15 protein-coding genes and 1 riboswitch are annotated in these 23,290 nt (G+C 43.3%); of the genes, 6 read left to right on the top strand and 9 right to left on the bottom strand.

The window, feature by feature from the left end; genetic code table 11:
- Position 1 precedes the first annotated feature (1 nt).
- From WR49_RS14520 to WR49_RS14490, 7 genes are all read right to left on the bottom strand, one after another.
- Complete coding sequence (locus tag WR49_RS14520; protein WP_046224492.1) at positions 2-841, bottom strand: ExeA family protein; 840 nt, start codon at positions 839-841, stop codon at positions 2-4.
- Between the two features lie 53 nt (positions 842-894).
- On the bottom strand, positions 895-2,532 hold the full coding sequence (gene mshL / locus WR49_RS14515; protein WP_046224491.1) for a pilus (MSHA type) biogenesis protein MshL: 1,638 nt from the start codon (positions 2,530-2,532) through the stop codon (positions 895-897).
- A 15-nt stretch (positions 2,533-2,547) separates the two neighbouring features.
- Positions 2,548-2,880 (bottom strand): hypothetical protein, encoded by a 333-nt coding sequence (locus WR49_RS14510; RefSeq protein WP_017055933.1) that lies wholly within the window; start codon positions 2,878-2,880, stop codon positions 2,548-2,550.
- Positions 2,873-3,520: a type II secretion system protein GspM gene (gene gspM / locus WR49_RS14505; protein ID WP_017055932.1), complete on the bottom strand. Its 648-nt coding sequence runs from the start codon at positions 3,518-3,520 to the stop codon at positions 2,873-2,875. Before gspM ends, WR49_RS14510 begins: the two co-directional genes overlap by 8 nt.
- A complete protein-coding gene (locus WR49_RS14500; protein ID WP_046224490.1) occupies positions 3,520-4,962 on the bottom strand; it encodes an MSHA biogenesis protein MshI in 1,443 nt (480 codons plus the stop codon). The genes gspM and WR49_RS14500 overlap by 1 nt, the downstream gene beginning before the upstream one ends.
- A 2-nt stretch (positions 4,963-4,964) precedes the next feature.
- On the bottom strand, positions 4,965-6,980 hold the full coding sequence (gene csrD, locus WR49_RS14495; protein WP_046224489.1) for an RNase E specificity factor CsrD: 2,016 nt from the start codon (positions 6,978-6,980) through the stop codon (positions 4,965-4,967).
- A gap of 175 nt (positions 6,981-7,155) precedes the next feature.
- Entirely contained in the window at positions 7,156-7,719 is a 564-nt protein-coding gene (locus WR49_RS14490; protein WP_017055929.1) for a single-stranded DNA-binding protein, read from the bottom strand.
- A gap of 278 nt (positions 7,720-7,997) precedes the next feature.
- On the opposite strand from WR49_RS14490, the gene WR49_RS14485 reads away from it, so the two are divergent.
- From WR49_RS14485 to WR49_RS14470, 4 genes are all read left to right on the top strand, one after another.
- Complete coding sequence (locus tag WR49_RS14485; RefSeq protein ID WP_046224488.1) at positions 7,998-8,645, top strand: LuxR C-terminal-related transcriptional regulator; 648 nt, start codon at positions 7,998-8,000, stop codon at positions 8,643-8,645.
- 157 nt (positions 8,646-8,802) lie between these two features.
- A complete protein-coding gene (galU, locus tag WR49_RS14480; RefSeq protein ID WP_046224487.1) occupies positions 8,803-9,675 on the top strand; it encodes a UTP--glucose-1-phosphate uridylyltransferase GalU in 873 nt (290 codons plus the stop codon).
- A 149-nt stretch (positions 9,676-9,824) separates the two neighbouring features.
- Positions 9,825-12,656, top strand: a complete 2,832-nt coding sequence (gene uvrA / locus WR49_RS14475; RefSeq protein WP_046224486.1) for an excinuclease ABC subunit UvrA — start codon at positions 9,825-9,827, stop codon at positions 12,654-12,656.
- Positions 12,657-12,752: 96 nt separating this feature from the next.
- Positions 12,753-14,519 carry a PglL family O-oligosaccharyltransferase gene (locus WR49_RS14470; RefSeq protein WP_046224485.1) on the top strand — a complete coding sequence of 589 codons (1,767 nt, stop codon included), beginning with the start codon at positions 12,753-12,755 and terminating at the stop codon, positions 14,517-14,519.
- Positions 14,520-14,775: 256 nt separating this feature from the next.
- Here the strand turns inward: WR49_RS14470 and WR49_RS14465 are convergent, their stop codons facing one another.
- The gene (locus WR49_RS14465; RefSeq protein WP_046224484.1) at positions 14,776-15,921 is read right to left on the bottom strand and encodes a pyridoxal-phosphate-dependent aminotransferase family protein; all 1,146 of its coding nucleotides are present in this window, start codon (positions 15,919-15,921) and stop codon (positions 14,776-14,778) included.
- A gap of 176 nt (positions 15,922-16,097) precedes the next feature.
- Positions 16,098-16,275: riboswitch (Lysine riboswitch) on the top strand.
- A gap of 109 nt (positions 16,276-16,384) precedes the next feature.
- Here WR49_RS14465 and lysC point away from each other — a divergent pair.
- On the top strand, positions 16,385-17,752 hold the full coding sequence (lysC, locus tag WR49_RS14460) for a lysine-sensitive aspartokinase 3 (RefSeq protein WP_046224483.1): 1,368 nt from the start codon (positions 16,385-16,387) through the stop codon (positions 17,750-17,752).
- 116 nt (positions 17,753-17,868) lie between these two features.
- On the opposite strand, the gene metH is transcribed toward lysC, so the two are convergent.
- Positions 17,869-21,546, bottom strand: coding sequence for a methionine synthase (gene metH / locus WR49_RS14455; RefSeq protein WP_046224482.1), 3,678 nt, complete (start codon positions 21,544-21,546; stop codon positions 17,869-17,871).
- Positions 21,547-21,714: 168 nt separating this feature from the next.
- Here metH and WR49_RS14450 point away from each other — a divergent pair, with 168 nt between their 5' ends.
- Entirely contained in the window at positions 21,715-22,995 is a 1,281-nt protein-coding gene (locus tag WR49_RS14450) for a cation:proton antiporter (protein WP_046224481.1), read from the top strand.
- The last annotated feature ends 295 nt before the right edge of the window (positions 22,996-23,290 follow it).

Raw genomic sequence — 23,290 nt, 5'->3', positions numbered from 1 at the left:
ATTAATTCCAACCCCACAGTATTGGCGTTTTAAATTTAGGCTTACACACATCGTACGTTTCATGCATAGCTGAAAACAGATGTTGGTTGTCGATACTTTTCTTATCTTCGCTGAACGAAAGCAATAGAGCCTTGTGACAAAGTTGGTTTATCAATCTAGGAATACCTAACGATGAGCGACAAATCGCCTTTTTTTGATTCAAACTGAATAGCCCAGGGTTACCGCCAGACTTAACGATCCGATTATCAATATACGCAACGGTTTCATCGAGCGTAAGCGCTCTCAATGTCGAACTGAACGTGATTCTCTGGCGAAATTGCCTGAGGTGATAAGCCTCTAACCGAATATCCAGCTCTGGCTGCCCTAGTAGAACAATCTGTAGCAGTTTTTTGTCTTCAGTTTCAAGATTGCCGAACAACCTTAATGTTTCAAGAGCTTCATCCGATAGCGCTTGAGCCTCATCAAGAATCGCGACCACTCTTAACCCGGCGTTGTGCAACTCAATCAACTTATGTTGAATGTTATCGACTAAAGTGGCCTCATTATCGATGGTCAAACCGAGCTCTTTAGCAACAGCTTGACGTAAGTCTGCACCAGAGAGTACCGGATTTGGCAGGTAAATTAAGGCGGTACAGTCGTGTAAGTGATTGACTAACATCCGGCAAACCATGGTTTTACCAGTACCCACTTCGCCCGTCACCTTAATCACGCCCTCACCCATTTCTAACGCCGAGATTACCGTTTGAATGGCCTCGAAATGAGGCGCTAAACCATAAAAAAAATCGGTATTCGGCGTTAGTGTAAATGGCAGTTGTTCAAAACCAAAGTGAGCTTGATACATTCGACGCTCCAGCTTAGTGAGACACTGCCACTCTATATTGAGAAAGTAAGCAATTACTCTTCATCAGGGAACCACTGCTGTAAAAGATCTCGAGAACGCTCTAACTCTGTTTGCCAAGTATTCACACCCACGATCGTTGGTTTAAGCAAAATCACGAGCTCCGTTTTTTGCGTCAACTGGTTGGTATTTCGGAACAAATGGCCTAATGCAGGAATATCACCGAGGAATGGAACTTTAGACGTCACATCACTGGTGTTGGATTTCATCAACCCACCAATAACAACCACGTCGCCGTCTCGCGCTCGAATCACGGAATCTGATTCACGAATAGAGCTTTTCGCCAGCGGAAGTTGAACCACGCCCGTTGTTGAACCTAGGTTGAGCTCTTTCACTTCTTCCTCTACCTCAATAACGGCTGGGTGAACATGTAAAAAGACACTGCCTTTATCGTCTATCTGAGGGGTCACATCTAAAGAGATGCCAGAGAAGAACGGCGTTAACTCAACTTCGGGAGCAACATTAGCATTATCACCACTGCCTACCGCGCTTGATAAATCCGTCACGTAGTATTCGTCTGTACCCACCTTGATAACCGCTTTCTGATTGTTTGCAGCCGTGACTCGTGGGCTCGATAGCACGTTCAAGTCACCCTGTGTATCCATAAAGCTCAATACCGCTTCGAAGCTACCGTCTGATATCGTTACGTTGGTTTGTCCGCCTAACAAAGAGCTGATGGCATCCAATGGAGGTAATGTTCCTCCTGGTCGGTCTATAACCACACCACCACTACCAATCGACTTAGATAAATTCGACCAGCTAATACCTTGTTGATAACCATCACTCAGGGTGACTTCCATGATTTTAGCTTCCAAGATAACTTGGCGTTGCAGACGTTTCTGAGAAATACCTAGGAACTCACGAACCTCACGAATCTCGTCAGGGTAAGCGCGTACCGTAATCACACTCGCTTGCGGGGTCACGACAACGCTTTGCCCATTACCCGAACCAATCAAATGAGCAACCGCCGCTTCAAGTTGCGGCCAAAAATCACTTTCAGAGGTCGTTTCAATCTCTGTACCACCGTTCGATGTCGAGTTTGATGTGTTAGAAGAGTTTGATGAATTCGACGAGTTAGAGTCGGAGCTTGAAGAGTTCGACGAGCTGTTGTCCGAGTTGGAGATCGTGCCGGTAGTGATGGTCGTCAATGATCGACCAGAACGCTTCACTTGTAAGTAATCAACAGGAATAGTCACAGTGCGAAGGCCGGCAGGGTATACCTGAATCACCTTGCCACGCTTTTCAATATCGTAACCATACATATCCTGAGCAACAGACAGTACTTCATCTAACGTCACATCTGTCAGGTTTAAAGTGAGACTCCCGGTAACGCTTGGGTGAATAGCCGCGCTGTATTCGGTGCCTTTGACTAAGCTAGCAAAAAAGGTTCTCGCCTCAACCCCTTTCGCCTGAATACGGAAACGTTTAGCCGTTTCCATTCCCGGTGACATAGCATCAGAGTTAAGCTGAGGCATCAGGTCATCTTGTACCGACGAAGGAAGATCATGAAGCGCTTTACTATTCGCTGCATTGATCGATTCGTTCAAAGATTCTTTTATCTCAACAGGATCACGGTGCCCCATCGAACAACCAACTAAAGAGGACACTAAGATTGCTACTACAAGTTTACGCATGTCTTCACTCAAACCTTAATTATTCTTAATATCTAAAGAGAACATCTCTAATTTCCACTGCTTAGAGCTTCTCTGCAGAGTGACGTATTCTGGATCTATATTCTTAACTCGATACCCTGTGATCGTTTCCCCTTGGCCGAGAATCTGACCATTCAGAACCGCATAGCAAGGCGTATCCCCTTTGCAAACAATACTTTCCAATGATGGCAAGCGGTAATGAGTTGGCGCCTTTTTAGTTGGCGTTGTTTTTTGCTGTGGCGTTAGCCAACCTAATGGCGCTGTAGGATCCTGTTCGGCCCAAGCCATTGGGCTACTAAAAAGTAAGGACAACAATAACGTTCTAACCACCGATAAACTCCTGTCTTGTGCCTAGCGTGTAAACCTCAAACACCAGTCGAGCTTTAGGGTATTCTTCGACCGAATACTGAAATGTGCGCCAGTAATAGCTCACAGGGAGAGACTCAAGCGATTGAAGGTAAGCTGAAATATCAAAATAGCTGCCCGTCAGTTCCATTCTCACAGGATGAAGAAAGTAACCAGAGTATTCACTGGTTTCTTGATTGTTTGAAATTGCTTCTGGTTTTAACGATTCTAAAGATTCTAGCTTAAGCCCATTGCCTGCATTGAGAACACTTTCCAGCAACTGCGACATTTGAGAGGGAGAGATCAGTCCATCCACAACCTCTGCTAACTGAAGCGACAGTTCTTGGCTCTCCACCAGCAGCTTTTTATACTCAAGATTAATGTCTTTGTCGGGGTCTCTATTGAGTTTCGCTTGTAGCACAAGCAACTCACCTTGCTGTCTTTGATTCGACTGGCTAAGGCTCATTAATTGATTCTCTTTAGCTTGCAACTCGTTATAAGCTGGCTCAACCACTAAGCTAAATAGCAACATGAATAAGCCAACAAAACCACACACAAAAAGTAGCCATTTCTCTCTCTGACTTAATGCAAGAAACTTATCGCTAAGCTGATTCCACTGTTGCACTATTTACTCTCCCTGCGAGTATTTAATTCAAACGTAACAACATCTTGGTCATTGCGGCCTATCTTTAACTTTTCAAAAGCACGCCCAACAAGATTCAGTTCACTTTTAAACTGACCAATCCAGTTAGGAACGACCTTTGCGTTACGAGCAAAACCACTAAGATCTAAAGTATTGTGAGTCATGTAGATCTGCGAAAGCGAGATGTCATCTCGGCCCAATTTGGCTAAGGCATTCATGACGCCAGAATACCCGACTTGTTGTGATTGGTCGTATTGCCCAACCGCCTTCAACGCCTCTTTCTTTGCCTGAGTCTCACGTTTGAGACGCGCAACGGCCGCCACTTTATCAGGAGACGGTTTATGCTGAATCAACTTACTATTCAATTGCTTAACTTGTTGGTTAAGTTGCTTCGATTGATGCTGTAAAACCGTAAGCTCTTTATCTAAATTTGACGTTTTATATTGCATCACAAAATAACCACCAAGCAGCAATACAAAAACAAGTCCCCAACTCGCAACAACATTGGTCAGCGTAAAGTATTCTTTCTTAGGCTTGAGGTGTTCAGGGTAAAGATTGACATTAAAAGCCTCTTTTTCAGCCGCGAGTTTAACCAGTAAGCTTTCTGAATTTTCGCGTTCTTCTTCAACTAATAAAGAAACCGTCGAACTTAGTGTATTGTTTAACGCGTCTCGTAGTTCCGCTTCATCCTCTTCATCACAGCAAATTTTCAGTTGATGAAGTTGAGTACCTTTAATTTGAGAAGAAAGGTAATCAATCGAACGTTGAAGCTCTAAAGCAAGCCCATCTAACTGCAGGGCACTTGATGCCACACCGGTTAAAGGTGGGACTACACTACGGATTGTTCTTTGGAAACAAACGGTATTTTCAACAAATGCGCCCAGCTTAAAATGCGTGTTAGCACTACGCTGCAAAAGAAGAAAATTAGAAAGTTCACCGGCACTGTCACCCCATATTTCATCTTCAGGAACAACACCTTTCAGCTCAACTTGTGCTGAAAGAGTAATCTTCACTAGCTTGTCTAACAGTTTTTTGGGCAAAACATAGACTTGTAACTTGTTCGACGTGGGCAGCGCAACCGCACTCGCCGTAATCTCTGTCACTCTTTCAGAGACAAGATCTTTCAGTAAAAAAGGCAGTGCAACCGACCATTCGCTCTCTGGAATATCCGGTTTATCAATCTGATAAGTTTGATAATAATTAGCACAAACAATTAATTGGACGCTATTACTATCAAAGACTTTACTGCTAAGCGATTCTTTCAGCGCACTTTCCCAATCTCCATTCACCAGAGGGATGCTAGTTACTTGCGGTGCTTGCCCTGTCACTGAAACATAAACAGCATCATTACCTAACATGACAACTTGAGAGCTGCCTTTGTTATTCGTTGGCTTAATCTTGTCTAAAATCGCTTTAAAATTCATGCTTAGCTATTACTCTTGCGCCATCGGTTTCTTCGACCAACTTTCACAACAGATTCAGTTTTCACTGCCTTTGCTTTTTGATCAGGTAAAGGGATAATTTGTTGTTCTTCGTCGAAATATCGCCCTTGATAGCCGTTTATGCCTAACTCTATCAAGGTATTCTTTTCTTGTTTTGTTTCGACTCCCACCGCAATCACTTGAGTTGGTGAGTCACCACATGCCCCAATTAAACTGCGGACAAACAATTGATTCTCATGCCGTTGATCTATTTTCTTAATCAAACTTCGATGAAGCTTAATATAATTAACCTTTAAATCTTTGATGTAGTGAGTGCTAACGATGGTTCGCCCAGCTTGACCAGCAATAACTTTACACCCTAACCCCCTCAACATCTTTGCTACTGGTCTCATATAATCAAGATGAGCAATGAGATGCCCTTCTGAAAACTCAAAAGCAAGCTGAGCCCGATGCTGAGTGGAAAGCTGTAATAGTTCGCTCCTGAACCACTTAAAATGCTGTTTGTTAGCAAAGGGAGGGACACTCAAGTTAACCGAATAATTGATAGGTTGGGTCGATTCTTTCAACGAGGTCAACACAACCTTCAGAACCGATTGATCCATTAGAGCTTGATAACCCACTTGCTCAACCGCAGGCATAAATCGAGAGGATTTCAATAAGCCTTTATCTGGGTCCTGAATTCTAGTAAATATTTCTCTATGCAATTCATTAGCTTGACCACGTTCTGACATAAGATAACATCGCTGAACAAAGATTACTAAATTTTCAGGAAGCAGAGCTTTATCAAGTAATGTTCTCCAACGAACACTGCCTCTATCAAGTTCATTTTTATTTAACTTAGGGTAGCGACTCCAGTTGTTAATACGCTCCAACTGGGCACTTTTTAGTGCTGTTTCCGTTTCATCCATAACCTGACTATGTCGCTCACCTTCTACGTACATGGTTACACCAATATGACACCAATTATCAGGCTCAAGAGGCTCGGGGGGAGTTAGCTTGCTTAACTGCCTCAAACATTGAGCTGCCAGTGTAGCGATGTCTTTTGTTCCTTGATGAGGGATAAACACAGCGAAGTCCGCTTCATAATAGCGAGAAAAAATGACATCAGGATAGCGTTGAACAATATTAGACAGTACCTGGCCAACCTCAATAATAAAGCCGTCAGTCACTTGCTTGTCATTAACATCACATACCTGTTCCCATTCGTCGATACGAATCAATAAAACCCCTCCTCGAGCACCGCTTTCATGCAGTGCTGATTCCAGCTTATTGTCAAATAAGACTCGGTTTGCCGTTCCTGTGAGTTTATCTAAAAAGGTATGCGTACGAATAAAGGTATCAAAACGGCTTCTTTCTTGACGAGCATCTTGCAACTCTTCTATCAATACATCTAAAGCTTCACTTGCCGTATAAGGCCATTCACGTTCATCTCCTTTTGCATGAGCTTCAACCTGCCCTGCGAGGATCATTCTTCCTCGCTCTTCCAACATTTCAGAACCCATTAACTGCTCTTTCAACCATCGAACACCACGAGCCAAGCAGAAAATAATCAAAACAACCGCTAAAGTAATCGACCACATCGCCTCCATAGAGTAGCTATAACCGATGTAAGGAGGCAGGGATTTAAATTCGATTCGATAGCCTTCATTCCTTTCTAAAACAAAGGTTTTCTCATACAGGCGATTAGGATCAATTTGTGGGGAGGTATCTTTGAAACGATAGACGATGCCGCTCTTGTTCGAGAGCTTCATCTCAACAATATTACTGGCTTGCAACATCTTAGGCATCCAGCGTTGCATCGAATACGCGGCGTCTGGTTCTTCCATCTCTCGATCGACAACGTCGACAATACCCACCAAATAATGGTCTAGATAGTCCTGCCCAAGACGCTTAAACGAAAGGGTGCCACCTATAAAAAGAATGAACATCGCACTGATTACTATCACTGTGACAAATGCGACCAGTCGGGTGCTCAATTTTAGTGTGGGGGTATATCTCATGAATAACGAAATCCTTTTCAACTCATATTATACCGTATCGCTACTTATACTATAAATTGAAATTCTAAATAAAGCATTGATAATTATAGTTAATAAAAAGCAGGTAATAAAAAACCGCGATAAACGCGGCTTTTTCCAATTCAGTACTGTCTTTATAATATATTAAAAACGTTGTTCAAAATGGGATGTCATCATCAAAATCCATTGGCGGCTCATTATATTGAGGTTGAGCCTGCTGAGGAGCTTGTTGGGGTGCTTTAGGCTGCTGTTGAGCAGGAGCACTGTACTGTTGTTGTGATTGCTGCTGTTGTTGTGGCTGCTGTGGTTGACCCCAACCACCTTGCTGTTGGTTACCCATACCACCTTGAGCAGGAGCACCGCCTTGAGCACGGCCACCAAGCATTTGCATGACACCGTTGAACCCTTGAACAACCACTTCAGTCGTGTAGCGATCTTGACCGCTTTGATCTTGCCATTTACGAGTCTGAAGTTGACCTTCAATGTAAACTTGAGACCCTTTGCGCAGGTATTCACCAGCAACTTCCGCCAGCTTTCCAAACAGAGCAACACGGTGCCATTCTGTTTTTTCACGCTGTTCACCAGTTGCTTTATCACGCCATGACTCTGACGTTGCAATGGTAATGTTCGCTACAGCACTGCCACTTGGCATGTAACGAATTTCAGGGTCATTACCTAGGTTACCCACTAATATAACTTTGTTAACTCCACGGCTAGCCATGATTTGCTCCGTCTAAATTCATAGTATCAGAAATTTTTAGCGCACAAGAATAGCATGCTTTTCTGCAGTGATAAATCGCATTCCTATTCTCACGCGACAACAAAGAATAAAAACGTAACAAATCATGATATTCAGAGCGATGTTGCTTTTTTCTCCACTTACAAACCACTCATTTACTTTTAGAATTGATATTCAACGCAAGACACAACGATGTCGCTAGAGAAGCCTATGCATGCATGACAACGTGAAATCTCATTCCATTAATACAAGGTATTTCAATGAGAAAATCTCGATATGCTCGCACTTTACACTTTCTGTGCATCGATCCCAGCGACACTCACCTACACATAAAAGTGATAGAAAAGCATTTGTCTATTCCTCTCTACAAAATGACAACGGACGATTTGATGCTGGTAGATAGGAAACAGAGCAACCGTATTCTACTCGTCGATTACAAAGCGGTTCCACAATTACTTGCCATATTCCCTAACTTGTACGTTATATGGAAAAATAATGAGATCCTTTTATTTAATGTTCCGCAGCCGCTTCCTACCTCGGAGCTCCTTAACTATGGCGTACTAAAAGGGTTATTTTATGATTCCGAGAAAAAAATCAAAATAGCAAAAGGTCTTCGAGAGGTCATTGATGGTGATAACTGGTTACCGAGAAAGGTAACGAACCAACTGCTGTTTTATTACCGCAACATGGTCAACACCAACACAACACCCACTAATGTCGATTTAACCATCCGAGAGATCCAAGTTATTCGCTGTCTTCAATCAGGTTCATCAAACACTCAGATAGCCGATGATTTATTTATTAGCGAGTTCACCGTCAAATCTCATCTCTATCAGATATTTCGCAAGTTAGCGGTTAAAAATAGAGTCCAAGCCATTGCTTGGGCAAATCAGAACTTACTTGCATAATGAGGCGGGCGATTAAGCTGATGATAGTTTTGAGGTAAATTCTAGTAAACCATACGTTTTGTTGCTGAATTGCATGCATAACTTATGCTAGAGTTGCACTCATAAATATCAACTACTCAAGTTGAATTAATAATTATTATAGATAAAGGGTCTTACCATGATCAAAAAGTGCCTTTTCCCGGCAGCTGGCTACGGTACACGTTTTTTACCTGCAACTAAGTCAATGCCGAAAGAGATGATGCCTGTAGTAAACAAACCTCTAATTGAATACGGTGTTGAAGAAGCGATCGAAGCGGGTATGGATGGAATGTGTATTGTTACCGGCCGTGGTAAGCATTCATTGATGGATCACTTTGACAAGAACTACGAGCTTGAACACCAAATTAGTGGTACCAATAAAGAAGACCTGCTGATCAATATTCGTAAGACAATTGAAGCTGCAAACTTCACGTATATTCGCCAACGTGAAATGAAAGGCCTTGGTCACGCTATATTAACCGGTCGCGAACTCGTTGGTGATGAACCATTTGCAGTTGTGCTTGCCGATGACCTTTGTGTCAACGAGCAACAAGGCGTGTTGGCTCAAATGGTTGCTTTATACAAGCAATTCCGCTGCTCAATTGTTGCAGTACAAGAAGTTCCAGAAGAAGAGACACACAAATACGGTGTGATTTCTGGTGAAATGATTAAAGACGATCTATTCCGTGTCGATGACATGGTAGAAAAGCCAGAAAAAGGAACGGCGCCAAGTAACCTAGCGATCATTGGTCGCTATATTCTCACTCCAGATATCTTTGAGTTAATCGAACAGACAGAACCTGGTAAAGGCGGCGAGATTCAAATTACCGACGCATTGCTAAAACAAGCAAAAGCAGGTTGTGTATTGGCTTACAAATTTAAAGGTCAACGTTTTGACTGCGGCAGTGTTGAAGGTTACATAGAAGCAACCAACTACTGCTTTGAGAACCTATACAAGAAAGACCAGAAGCAAATCGAGTTAGGTAAACACTCAACGAAGAAAGAAGCATAACTACTGGTGTAATACATAGCGTTTCGAATTATAAAAGGGTGACTCTTTGAGTCACCCTTTTTGTTTACTGTTTTTTTATCCAGTAAAACTTTGCACAAATCTCACTCTATGTAATACTTTAGCCACTGAAAATTACACGGTCTATTGAGATGGATAAAATAGAAATAAGGGGCGCTCGTACGCATAACCTAAAAGACGTCAACTTAACCATTCCTCGTGACAAACTCATAGTTATCACAGGACTATCAGGGTCGGGAAAATCGTCACTTGCGTTTGACACTCTTTATGCAGAAGGACAACGTCGTTATGTTGAATCCCTGTCAGCTTACGCTCGTCAGTTTCTTTCTCTTATGGAAAAGCCCGATGTCGATCACATCGAAGGGTTATCTCCAGCCATCTCAATAGAGCAAAAATCGACCTCTCACAATCCTCGTTCCACTGTCGGCACCATTACTGAAGTGTATGACTACCTCAGATTACTTTATGCACGAGTTGGTGAACCACGTTGTCCTGACCACAACACACCTCTAGCAGCGCAAACCATCAGTCAAATGGTCGATAAAGTGTTGGATCTCCCTGAAGGTTCAAAGATGATGCTAATGGCACCTATCGTCAAAGAGCGCAAAGGTGAGCATGTAAAAACATTGGAAAACCTAGCAGCTCAAGGTTTTATCCGTGCTCGAATTGATGGTGAAACCTGTGATTTATCCGATCCGCCCACCCTTGAGCTTCATAAAAAACACACCATTGAAGTCGTGGTAGATAGATTCAAAGTTCGTCCAGACCTTCAACAACGTTTAGCGGAATCATTTGAGACAACACTAGAGCTTTCTGGTGGCATTGCCGTGGTTGGTTGGATGGATGACCAAGAACAAGAAGAGATTGTGTTCTCTGCAAACTTTGCCTGCCCTAAGTGTGGTTACAGTATGCAAGAGCTTGAGCCGCGTCTATTTTCATTTAACAACCCTGCCGGTGCATGTGGCACTTGTGATGGCCTTGGCATTCAACAATATTTTGACCCAAGCCGAGTGATTTTAGATGAAAACCTAAGCATTGCAGAAGGCGCAATTAAAGGTTGGGATCAAAAGAATTATTACTATTTTCAGATGCTAACATCACTATCAGAACATTATGGTTTTGATCTTTATGCACCGTTTAATTCCCTCCCTAAAAAGACTCAAGAGATCATTCTTAAAGGCTCTGGCCGCACCGAAGTGGAATTCAAATACATCAATGATCGTGGTGATATTCGAGTCAAGCGTCATCCATTTGAAGGTATACTCAATACTTTAGAGCGTCGTTATCATGACACCGAGTCTAGCGCGGTGCGTGAAGACTTAGCGAAATACATTTCGACCAAGTCTTGCTCTAGTTGTAGTGGAACTCGCTTGAGGCTAGAAGCTAGAAATGTATTTATTGGTGACACTACATTGCCAGAGATCGTTGAGCTCAGTATTGCCGACGCATTGCAATTTTTCCAAACCTTGTCGCTCAGCGGTCAGCGTGGACAGATCGCCGAAAAGGTGATGAAAGAAATCAATGACCGCCTGCACTTCTTAGTTAACGTTGGTTTGAATTATCTCAACCTATCGCGCAGTGCTGAAACGCTATCAGGTGGCGAAGCACAACGAATTCGCTTAGCAAGTCAAATAGGTGCGGGCTTAGTTGGCGTGATGTATGTACTCGATGAACCGTCTATCGGCCTCCACCAGCGCGACAACGAACGCCTCCTTCAAACCTTAGTACATCTGAGAGACTTAGGTAATACCGTACTTGTCGTTGAACACGATGAAGATGCTATCCGTTGTGCCGACCATGTTATCGATATCGGCCCAGGTGCCGGTGTTCATGGTGGTCACGTGGTCGCCGAAGGTACCATGCAAGATATCATAGACAACCCGAATTCTTTAACAGGCCAATATCTAAGCGGCGTTAAAGAAATTGCAGTGCCAGAAAAGAGAACACCTATCGACAAGAAAAAGGTCGTAGAGATCGTTGGCGCAACAGGAAACAATCTAAAGAATGTGACCGCTACGATTCCTGTTGGCTTGTTCAGTTGTATTACGGGTGTATCAGGTTCGGGTAAATCAACGCTTATCAACGATACCTTCTTTAAAGTCGCTCACACCCTACTCAATGGTGCAACCACAGCGGTAGCTGCGCCACATAAGAAAATTAAAGGGTTAGAACACTTTGATAAGGTGATCGACATAGATCAAAGCCCTATCGGTCGGACCCCTAGATCAAACCCGGCAACCTACACTGGTATTTTCACGCCAATTCGTGAGTTATTTGCAGGCACTCAGGAATCACGTTCTCGTGGTTACAAGCCAGGTCGATTCAGTTTTAACGTTCGAGGTGGTCGTTGTGAGGCTTGTCAGGGCGATGGCGTAATCAAGGTAGAGATGCACTTCTTACCCGATGTGTATGTGCCTTGTGATGTGTGTAAAGGTAAGCGCTATAACCGTGAAACGTTAGAAGTTCGTTACAAGGGTAAAACCATTGACGAGGTTCTGGAGATGACGGTTGAGAATGCTCGCGAGTTCTTTAATCCAGTACCAGTGATTGCGCGTAAACTGCAAACGCTAATGGATGTGGGTCTTTCTTACATTCGCTTGGGTCAAGCAGCAACCACCTTATCAGGCGGTGAAGCACAGCGAGTTAAATTAGCGCGTGAGCTGTCTAAACGCGATACAGGGAAAACCTTATACATCTTGGATGAACCGACAACAGGGCTGCATTTCCACGATATTCAGCAGCTGTTAACGGTACTGCATAGACTGCGTGATCACGGTAATACTGTTGTGGTGATTGAGCATAACCTTGACGTAATCAAAACCGCAGATTGGATCTTAGACTTAGGTCCTGAAGGTGGTCAAGGCGGTGGTGAAATCGTTGCAGAAGGTAGACCTGAAGATGTGGCGTTAGTCGAAAGTTCGCATACTGCCCACTTCCTTAAACCTATGTTAAATTTAAACTAGGTGTAAAATAGCCCCCAACGAACAGACATAAAAATGTTAAAGTAACAGAGCTTGTTTCATAAGGAACAAGCTCTGTTTTTATAAGGTTAGGGATCTATGGCAACAATACATACTAGCGGCACCCAGCTAGAAAATCAGATAAACCAGCTACCGCTAAACAAAGCATTTATTGCTTCTTTAGCTGTCGTATTCTTGTTGGCCATGCACTTTTTCATGCCTAACCCTGGTGGTTCAGGCCTTGCTTTATCCTTTAACCCAACCACTTGGTTAGCTCTTAGCTTCACGCTAGCCATTGGTTTTTACCAACTCGCTACAAACCGAGTACTCAAGTATTCCAAATTAACGATTGGCTTGTTGATAAGCTGTATCATACTCACGCTACCAATTTTATACAGCAATGCCGCTCCTCAAGGGGCATCAGGGCGTTTACTTGGATTATGGGCAGGCTTTGCCTTATTCGTAGTGCTTCAGCAATTCAAATTCAGCAATGAGCATAAGCAGCGCATGCTGTGGTTCATTGTGTTAGCCACCGTCCTACAAGCCTTATTTGGGTATGTGCAATATTTTTTATTAGAACCAGGCAACCTGTTTGGTTATAACACTGCGACCAATAGGCCTTACGGGATCTTCCAACAACCCAATGTTATGGCCAGCTTCCTAGCGACTGGTTTTGTACTTTCCGCTTATCTGTTAGCCAGGCAGCCGGCTAAATATAATCATAAAATTAGCAAATCGATTCTACTGTATTTGACCCCTACCTTAACCGTGCCGTTATTGATTATCATCGCATCACGTACTGGTTGGTTAGCTGCTGTAATAGGGTTTATATGTATTCTGCCTTATCTCTACAAATTCTCGACTAAGAAGCGGTTTTACGGTTGGTGTGGATCGGTTTTGGTCGGTATCGTTGTCGCTTTTTCAGTGATTAATCTCAGTGCCACTGATAGTTTAGCGAGTAAAAGAACTCACTTAGAAAGCCCACGAGCTTATACCTTCCCACAAGCACTGGACATGATGGTAGAAAAGCCCTTTACAGGTTATGGCTACGGAAAGTTCGAATCCGAATATACGCTGTATACCGCTCGCCAGCACCAACTCAACTCAAATTACCATCCAGGCCTTCCTTCGATGGACCACCCGCACAATGAAATTTTGTATTGGGGCGTTGAAGGTGGAATTGTTCCGATCCTTGGGCTCTTAATGGCCGCGGCATTGGTGGTGTTACGCATCATGAGTGCAGCGAAAGGAACGCGTCTAGCACTGCTCGCACTGTTCATTCCAATATTGTTACACTCACAGCTTGAATACCCTTTTTATCATTCAGCGATTCACTGGATCACTTTCATTATTTTGATTTACTGGATCGACCAACGATCTTCCCGACACTACTATCAACAGCCGTTTAGTCTCATCAGTAAAACTCTATTTAGAGTGTCGAGTTTAGTGATACCAATCTTGGTAAGCTTTTATATGTTGAGTGCGTTGCACACCAACTATGTACTGACTAAGTTCGAACTGTCTAAGCCTAAAAATCCTGATATCCTCAAACAAGTGACAAATCCTGTAGTTTGGAAGGATCGATATGACTGGGATATATACAGTACTTATCTAAACATTGGTCTCTACAAAGCCGAGCCGAGCCTTATTCAGCCTTATATCGATTGGTCGTTAGAAATCATCCAGAGTAAGCCAAGACCGGCTTTCTATAGCAACCTAATTCTGGCGTACCAAGGGATTGGGGAGGAAAGTAAAGCTGAGCAGATTCGTAGCGAAGCAAAGTTTTTATTCCCAAATAGAGATTTCTCAAAGGTACATTATAAGAAAACTTCAGAAGCTAAAAATAACATCTCTTCTGCTCAATAATTTCAAAGCACCTAAAACCAATTTCATGGATTGAGGTTTAGGCGACACAAAAAAAGCGCACGTTCTATCGTGCGCTTTTTTAATCCATATAGAGAAAGGTTATTTTAATACCAATCACAGTAAGTAGATGGTCATAAATAGCGTAAGAAAAAGGCTTAAGAACAAGGCAGAAATTTTCGATAAGTAGTTATTCTACAATCAAGATTTCTAACGATGTTATCGAGTATTTTAACAAGCGAGGATGACCAGTTATTTACTACGATTGGTATAAGACATCTTTGAGCGCTTTTAAGCATAAGGCGACGTTCTCTTTTCGAGCACCATAACCCATCAGGCCAATACGCCAAGCCTTACCAGCCAATGAACCAAGCCCCGCACCAATCTCAAGATTATATTCTTCCAACAACTGTGTTCTTACCTTAGCTTCATCAATCCCTTCAGGGAAATAAAGTGTATTAAGTTGCGGCAAGCGGCTCTCTTCATCAACGACGAACTTGAGTCCTAATGCTTCGACACCCTCTTTCAACTCTTGATGCATCGCATGGTGACGAGACCACGCATTATCTAAGCCTTCATTTTTCAATAGTACAAGAGACTCATGTAGCGCATAAAGACTGTTTACAGGTGCAGTATGGTGATAGCTACGCTTCCCTTCGCCACTCCAATAGCCTAATACTAAGCTCTGGTCTAGGAACCAGCTTTGTACGGGAGCTTGGCGGGCTTTCATTTTATCAACCGCACGCTGAGAGAAAGTCACCGGAGATAGTCCAGGCACACAAGACAGACACTTTTGGCTGCCAGAATAAACCGCATCAAGCTGCCACTCATCAACCAGCAATGGCACACCACCTAGTGATGTCACCGCGTCCACAATTGTGAGTGCATCAAACTGTCGAGCAACCGCAGAAATCGCTTGAGCATCCGATAGCGCTCCGGTTGATGTCTCTGCATGCACAAATGCTACCGCCACCGCCTCTGGATTTTCCGCCAATGCTTGTTCTATCTTGTCGACAGAAACGGGCTTGCCCCACTCGTCATCAACAAGAATGGCTTCGCCACCACAACGCACCACGTTTTCTCGCATACGCTCACCGAAGACACCATTACGACAAACAATCACCTTTTCACCAGGCTCAATCAAGTTAACAAAACAGGTCTCCATACCTGCACTGCCCGGTGCAGAAACGGCAATCGTAAATTCGTTTTCAGTTTGGAATGCATACTTAAGAAGTTGTTTAAGCTCATCCATCATCGCAATAAACAACGGGTCTAGATGACCAATTGTCGGACGGCTCAAAGCCTGTAGCACTTGCGGCGAGATATCAGAAGGACCTGGTCCCATTAACGTTCGGTGTGGTGGATAAAAGCTATCGATAGCAGTAGTTAGTGTTAAATTAGACATGTACATCCCTTACGTTAATGTTGTGAACATTCCACCCTAAAGCAAATCGATAACCTCAGCAATTAGCCATAAGTATTGAGGTCAAACCACTGTCACATAATTGTTAAAATTATTTTTCAATTACCTCCAGTTACGGATTGACATTGTTATCGCAAACACGTTCAATGAAATGGCTATCTAGCAGAAGAGGAGCACTGCCCAGGCAGATGTTTTGTGGAACCGCATTTCCAATACAAAGCATTTATGGGGAGCAGTGCCGAGATAATAAAAGCATGCCGGACTTTTATTATCGGTTGAGCGGGCTGAATCCCGTCAACTGTCGCCATTTTTATATGGTGAAGAGCTTCTGAGGTTACTATTCTAATAATTCCTCTCTTTTTGCTCTAAATACTCTCTTCGAAAAACATCGGACGTTGGATTACCCAACCGTAATTTTATTTTAGGAAGTCGTGGGAGATATATCGTGAGTGCATCTAATGTAGCTGGTTCTTTTAATGTCGCTAAGTTTGGTGGCACAAGTGTTGCTAACTTTGAAGCAATGAGCCGTTGTGCTGCCATTATTGAAAACAACTCAAATACAAAACTGGTCGTAAGCAGTGCATGCTCTGGCGTGACTAACTTGCTGGTAGAACTCGCAAATGGAGTTCAAGACAAAGCTCGTCGCCAACAATTGATGACGCAATTAGCTGATATCCATAATGCCATTCTTGACCAACTCGCCGACCCAATCAGTATTGAAAAGGATATACACTGCATTCTCGGTGATATTGCAAACGCAGCCGAAGCGGCATCTTTCCAAACGAGTGCCAAGTTAACCGATCACCTTGTTGCGTGTGGTGAATTGATGTCGACACATATCCTTACTCAGATTATCTGCGAACGTGGCACACCAGCGGTTCGCTTTGATATTAGAGAAGTCATGCGCACCAATAATGAATTTGGTAAAGCCGAACCACAACTAGAAGATATTGCAGACTTAGCAAAACAGAAACTGATTCCACTTTGCCAACAACAAGTTGTCGTTACTCAAGGTTTTATCGGTGCTGATAACGAAGGCAATACCACGACTTTAGGTCGCGGTGGCAGTGATTATTCAGCTGCACTCATTGCAGAATCAGTACAAGCGATTGGTTTAGAGATCTGGACTGATGTTCCGGGTATCTACACTACAGACCCTCGCATTGCACCTAAAGCTGCGCCTATCCCGGAGATCAGCTTCAGTGAAGCATCGGAAATGGCAAACTTTGGTGCGAAGATATTACACCCTTCGACTCTGGTTCCTGCACTACGCCATCAAATTCCTGTCTTTGTAGGTTCTTCAAAAGCGCCAGAATTAGGTGGTACATGGATTCGTCAGCAGGTGGAAAGCTCTCCTCTATTCAGAGCCCTTGCCCTACGCTGCAACCAAACCATGGTGACGCTTCGTAGCGCTAACATGTTCCATGCTTACGGTTTCCTTGCGAAAGTGTTCGAGATCCTTGCTAAATATAAGATCTCTGTTGATCTGATCACCACATCAGAGATCAGTGTTTCACTGACGTTAGATCAAACTGACACATCAGGTGGTGCTCCTGAATTACCAGAAGCAGCGCGTATTGAGCTTGAAGAGCTGTGTTCTGTCGATATTGAGCACGATCTTTGTCTCGTTGCTCTTATTGGTAATAACATGAGTGAAAGCAAAGGCTATGCAAAGCAGGTATTCGGTACTCTTGAAGATTTCAACCTACGTATGATTTGTTACGGAGCAAGCCCTCACAACCTGTGCTTCCTGCTGAATGAGTCAGTGTCTAAACTGGCAATTCAAAAACTTCATCAAGAGTTATTTGAATAGATCGTCCGTTTATCATCGACTGATAGATGACTAAATCACAAATACAAAAAGGGTTGCTATAATAAGCAACCCTTTCTCTTTTACTTTACGAATCAAAACTCGTCTTAGATTAGAAGCTAGTTAATGTTTGGACCTAGCCATTTCTCAGCTTCCAACATATCCCAACCTTTCCGCTCAGCATAGCTCTCCACCTGATCCTGTTGAATCTGTGCAATAGCAAAGTATCGAGCATCAGGATGTGAAAAGTACATCCCGGATACCGAAGCACCAGGCCACATCGCGTAGCTCGTCGTTAAAGACATATCAATCGCTTTCTCAACATCCATTAACTCCCACAACGTACCTTTCTCGGTATGTTCAGGGCAAGCCGGGTAACCTGGAGCAGGACGAATACCTTGGTATTTCTCACGAATCAAATCATCGTTCGATAAATCTTCATCTGGCGAGTAGCCCCAAATGTCCTTTCGCACCTCTTTGTGTAGATACTCAGCGAACGCCTCAGCCAATCGGTCTGCAACGGCTTGAATCATGATTGCATTGTAATCATCGCCATTGGCTTTATATTCATCAGCCAATTCACGCTCACCAATACCGCCGGTCACTGCAAAACCGCCAATCCAGTCCGCTTTACCGCTCTCTTTTGGAGCGATGTAATCAGACAAGCAGTAGTTAAAGCCTTTTGGCTTCTCAGTTTGCTGACGAAGATTGTGCACAACTTTTAGAACTTCGGTACGAGATTCATCAGTGTACACTTCGATATCATCACCGACACTGTTTGCAGGGAACATCGCACACATACCACGCGCTTCAAGTAACTTATCTTTCTCTACGCGATCCAGTAAATCATTTGCATCTTTGAATAAACGTTTTGCTTCTTCGCCCACTTCCTCATGATCGAGAATCGCAGGGTACTTACCAACTAAAGACCACGTCATAAAGAATGGTGTCCAGTCAATGTAGTTACGTAACGTAGCCACATCAAAGTCATTGAATATGTGCACTCCTGGCTTCGCCGGTGCTGGTGGAGTATAAGTATCCCAATCAATGTCCACTTTATTAGCGCGAGCTTTTTCAAGCGTGACAGGCTTAGTGCGAGGCTTCTTACGATTATGTTGATCACGAACGCGATCATAATCGATATCCAATTTTTCGACGAAAGCAGGCTTCAATTCATCAGAAAGTAGTGAAGTACAAACACCTACAGCACGAGAAGCGTTGTTTACGTAAACCACTGGCTCAGAATAGTTCTGTTCAATCTTAACCGCGGTGTGCGCTTTAGAGGTGGTTGCACCACCAATCAGAAGAGGCAGCTTGAAACCCTGTCTCTCCATCTCTTTAGCAACATGTACCATTTCATCAAGAGACGGTGTAATCAGTCCAGACAGGCCAATGATGTCGACATTCTCTTCTTTGGCTACCTTAAGAATCTTCTCGCAAGAAACCATGACACCCAGGTCGATAATCTCGTAGTTATTACATTGTAGAACCACACCAACGATGTTTTTACCAATATCATGTACATCACCTTTAACGGTCGCTAACAGAATCTTCCCGTTAGTTGCGCCCACTTCTTTAGATGCATTGATGAAAGGTTCTAAATGGGCAACCGCCTGTTTCATCACACGCGCAGACTTTACAACCTGTGGTAAGAACATCTTACCTTCACCAAATAGGTCACCAACAACGTTCATGCCGTCCATTAGAGGGCCTTCAATCACCTCGATAGGACGCGAAGCATTAACACGAGCCTCTTCAGTATCCTCGACAATAAAGTCTGTAATACCTTTAACCAGAGAATGCTCCAAGCGCTTCTCTACAGGCCATGTTCTCCACTCTAGCGCCGATTTATCTTCGACTTTACCCACCGCTCGCTCTAGGTACTCGGTTGCCATATCAAGCAAGCGCTCCGTCGAATCATCGCGACGGTTCAATACTACATCTTCAACGGCATCACGCAGATCTTCTGGAACGTTATCGTAAATCTCTAGCTGACCAGCGTTAACGATGCCCATATCCATACCGTTTTTAAAACAGTGATATAGAAATACAGCGTGGATAGCTTCACGAACGTAGTTGTTGCCACGGAATGAGAACGACACATTCGACACACCACCAGAGATCATCGCATGCGGGAGATCGCGTTTGATGTCTCCTACCGCTTCAATGAAATCAACCGCGTAGTTGTTATGCTCATCAATACCAGTCGCAACCGCGAAGATGTTCGGGTCAAAAATAATATCTTCTGGCGGGAAACCGACTTCATCAACAAGAATATTGTAGGCATTGGTACAGATCTCAACTTTACGCTCTCGAGTATCAGCCTGCCCGACTTCATCGAACGCCATCACAATGACAGCTGCACCATAACGACGAACTAATTTAGCTTGCTCGACAAACTTCTCTTTGCCTTCTTTCAAAGATATTGAGTTAACAATACCTTTGCCTTGAATACATTTCAGGCCAGCTTCAATAACTTCCCACTTAGAAGAGTCGACCATGACAGGTACTTTCGAGATCTCGGGTTCAGAGGCACATAGGTTCAGGAATTTAACCATGCACGCCTCGGCGTCTAGCATCCCTTCATCCATGTTGATATCGATAATTTGAGCGCCATTCTCAACTTGCTCTCGGGCTACACTCAACGCTTCATCGTAAAGCTCATCTTTGATCAAGCGTTTGAAGCGTGCAGAACCAGTAACATTAGTACGTTCACCCACGTTTACAAATAAAGACTCTTTCGTGATTGTCAGAGGTTCCAAACCGGATAAGCGACACGACACAGATAGGTTAGGCAACTGACGTGGTGTTACCCCCTCTACAGCCTCAGCCATCTGGCGAATATGTTCGGGCGTGGTACCACAACAGCCACCAATTAAGTTCAAGAAGCCACTTTCAGCCCACTCTTTAACATGCTCTGCCATCTCTTCGGGTGAAAGATCATACTCACCAAAGGCATTAGGTAATCCAGCGTTAGGGTGAGCAGAAACATGACATTCAGAGATACGAGACATCTCGCTGACATATTCTCGTAGCTCATCCGGGCCCAATGCACAGTTCAAACCAAATGAAATAGGCTTAACGTGACGAAGGGCGTTGTAGAATGCTTCCGTCGTTTGTCCTGAAAGCGTTCGGCCTGATGCATCAGTTATGGTTCCGGAAATCATCACAGGAAGCGTGATGCCTACTTCTTCAAAAACAGATTCAACAGCAAAAGAACAAGCTTTAGCGTTTAACGTATCGAAGATGGTTTCGATAAGAATAAGATCTGAGCCGCCTTTGATAAGAGCACGAGTGGACTCAGAATAAGCTTCAACAAGTTCATCAAAGCTAACATTACGGTAACCGGGGTCATTCACATCTGGGGAGATAGAACAAGTTCGGTTGGTTGGACCTAGTACACCCGCGACAAAACGAGGTTTTTCTGGGGTTTTTGCTGTCCATTTATCAGCGGCTTCACGAGCTAGCTTAGCAGCAGCAAAGTTAATCTCTTCACTAAGACCTTCCATATCGTAGTCAGCCATAGCGATGGTTGTAGCATTAAAGGTATTGGTCTCAAGGATATCCGCCCCTGCTTCCAGGTATTTTTCATGGATATCTTTGATAAGATTGGGCTGTGTAAGTACCAATAGGTCGTTGTTGCCTTTTAAATCACTATGCCATTCAGCGAAACGTTCACCACGATAGTCGTGTTCTTCCAATTTATAGTCCTGAATCATGGTACCCATGCCACCATCAATCAGTAAAATTCGTTGCTTCAACAAAGCTTCAATCTTTTGCCTTACATTACTTCCCACGGTACAACCTCATTCCTTTAATTATCTCTCCATCCTATCACACATTAAAAAGGAGTCTAGACGTCTAAAACAGGAAATTGATTACCGACTAATAACAAAAAGTGTTTGCTATTTGAGCATGAGACAACGAAAATTCACGTTTATACTTTGTTACATATTGGAATCCCAATGTCGGTTTACTACACCTTATGTTTCTTGTCTGCAGCAGCCATGCTGATTGCTTTCGTCAATAGTAAAATTGGTAAAATGCAGACAACTATCGCCATCACTGCTGGCTCGATGATGTTATCTCTATTAATTATCATTGCAGGACAAAACAATTGGTTCCAATTGGCTGACATCGCCTCAGAAACCGTTGACAGTATCAACTTTGAAGACTTCCTACTCAAAGGAATACTAGGATTTTTACTTTTTGCTGGCGGCCTGGGGATTAAATTACCGAATCTAAAAGACCAGAAGTGGGAAATAACAGTACTCGCTCTTGGTGCAACGCTGTTTTCAACATTCTTTATCGGCTTTGTTCTCTACGGGTTCTGTCAGTTCATTGGTATTCAATTTGACCTGATTTATTGCTTACTCTTTGGGTCTTTAATCTCTCCAACCGATCCAATCGCCGTCTTAGCTATCGTAAAAAAACTCGATGCTCCAAAACGGATCTCAACTCAAATTGAGGGAGAATCTCTATTTAATGATGGTTTTGGCTTAGTTATATTCGTTACTCTATTTACCATTGCATTCGGGACAGAGGCTCCAACAGTTGGTAGTGTAACTATGCTATTCGTCCAAGAAGCTATTGGGGGGATCGTCTATGGCTTTGCTTTAGGTTTACTGTTCCACTACCTAATCAGCAATACCGATGATCACTCAATGGAATTACTGCTAACGCTCGGCATACCAACTGCGGGCTATGCCTTCGCTGAGGTTCTACACGTATCTGGGCCATTAGCAATGGTAGTCTCTGGAATCATGATTGGAAACTGGACGAGGTTCATTGGCTTTTCAAAAGAGAGTGAGGATCATCTAGACCATTTCTGGGAGCTGATAGATGAATTCTTAAACGGCGTATTATTCTTATTAATTGGTATGTCGATGTTGCTATTTAAGTTCCATCAAGAGGATTGGATCTTAATGGCATTCGCTATCCCCCTCGTATTAATCGCTCGCTACCTAAGTGTTTTCTTATCCTATGTCGGATTTAAACGCTTTAGAACTTATAACCCATGCTCGATTAACATTCTAACTTGGGGCGGCCTGCGTGGTGGCTTGGCTCTAGCAATGGCACTTTCAATCCCTTCTGGTATTTGGGTAGTTGAAGAGAAGCTCATCGATGTAAAAGAGATCATACTCGTCATGACCTATGCCGTTGTTGTGTTCTCTATTCTAGTTCAAGGCTCAACCATTACTCCAATGATAGAGAAGGCGAAACAAGCTGAGAAAGAGCTAGATTAACATCTAAAAATATTAAATCAGGCTGCCTAATTTAGGTGGCCTTTTTTGTACCTGCTAAAAACTAACCACTCCAATTTTTCCACAATCAAAACAAAATATATGTGTAAAAACTCAAGATGAAAGATATACGGGGATGATTAGAACAATCAAAGGCGCCTATGTGGGCTAAACGCTAGAACTCCCACACGCGCTGTTTTGGTAAATCGGGGAATCCGCTGCTCTACGAATGACATGTTCAACACCAAAAAGTAAAAAGGCTTCAGTCTTTCGACTAGAGCCTTAAATATGGCAGGGG

It is taken from the genome of Vibrio sp. ECSMB14106 (assembly GCF_000972265.1).
GTDB lineage: Bacteria > Pseudomonadota > Gammaproteobacteria > Enterobacterales > Vibrionaceae > Vibrio > Vibrio kanaloae.
This window is presented reverse-complemented; position numbering and strand designations above follow the sequence as displayed.

Coding starts and splice junctions, on each gene's coding strand:
- galU (WP_046224487.1), top strand. CDS start 8,803: ATGATCAAAAAGTGCCTTTTCCCGGCAGCTGGCTACGGTACACGTTTT.
- WR49_RS14490 (WP_017055929.1), bottom strand. CDS start 7,719: ATGGCTAGCCGTGGAGTTAACAAAGTTATATTAGTGGGTAACCTAGGT.
- WR49_RS14465 (WP_046224484.1), bottom strand. CDS start 15,921: ATGTCTAATTTAACACTAACTACTGCTATCGATAGCTTTTATCCACCA.
- WR49_RS14500 (WP_046224490.1), bottom strand. CDS start 4,962: ATGAATTTTAAAGCGATTTTAGACAAGATTAAGCCAACGAATAACAAA.
- mshL (WP_046224491.1), bottom strand. CDS start 2,532: ATGCGTAAACTTGTAGTAGCAATCTTAGTGTCCTCTTTAGTTGGTTGT.
- WR49_RS14450 (WP_046224481.1), top strand. CDS start 21,715: ATGTCGGTTTACTACACCTTATGTTTCTTGTCTGCAGCAGCCATGCTG.
- WR49_RS14520 (WP_046224492.1), bottom strand. CDS start 841: ATGTATCAAGCTCACTTTGGTTTTGAACAACTGCCATTTACACTAACG.
- uvrA (WP_046224486.1), top strand. CDS start 9,825: ATGGATAAAATAGAAATAAGGGGCGCTCGTACGCATAACCTAAAAGAC.
- WR49_RS14470 (WP_046224485.1), top strand. CDS start 12,753: ATGGCAACAATACATACTAGCGGCACCCAGCTAGAAAATCAGATAAAC.
- WR49_RS14485 (WP_046224488.1), top strand. CDS start 7,998: ATGAGAAAATCTCGATATGCTCGCACTTTACACTTTCTGTGCATCGAT.
- csrD (WP_046224489.1), bottom strand. CDS start 6,980: ATGAGATATACCCCCACACTAAAATTGAGCACCCGACTGGTCGCATTT.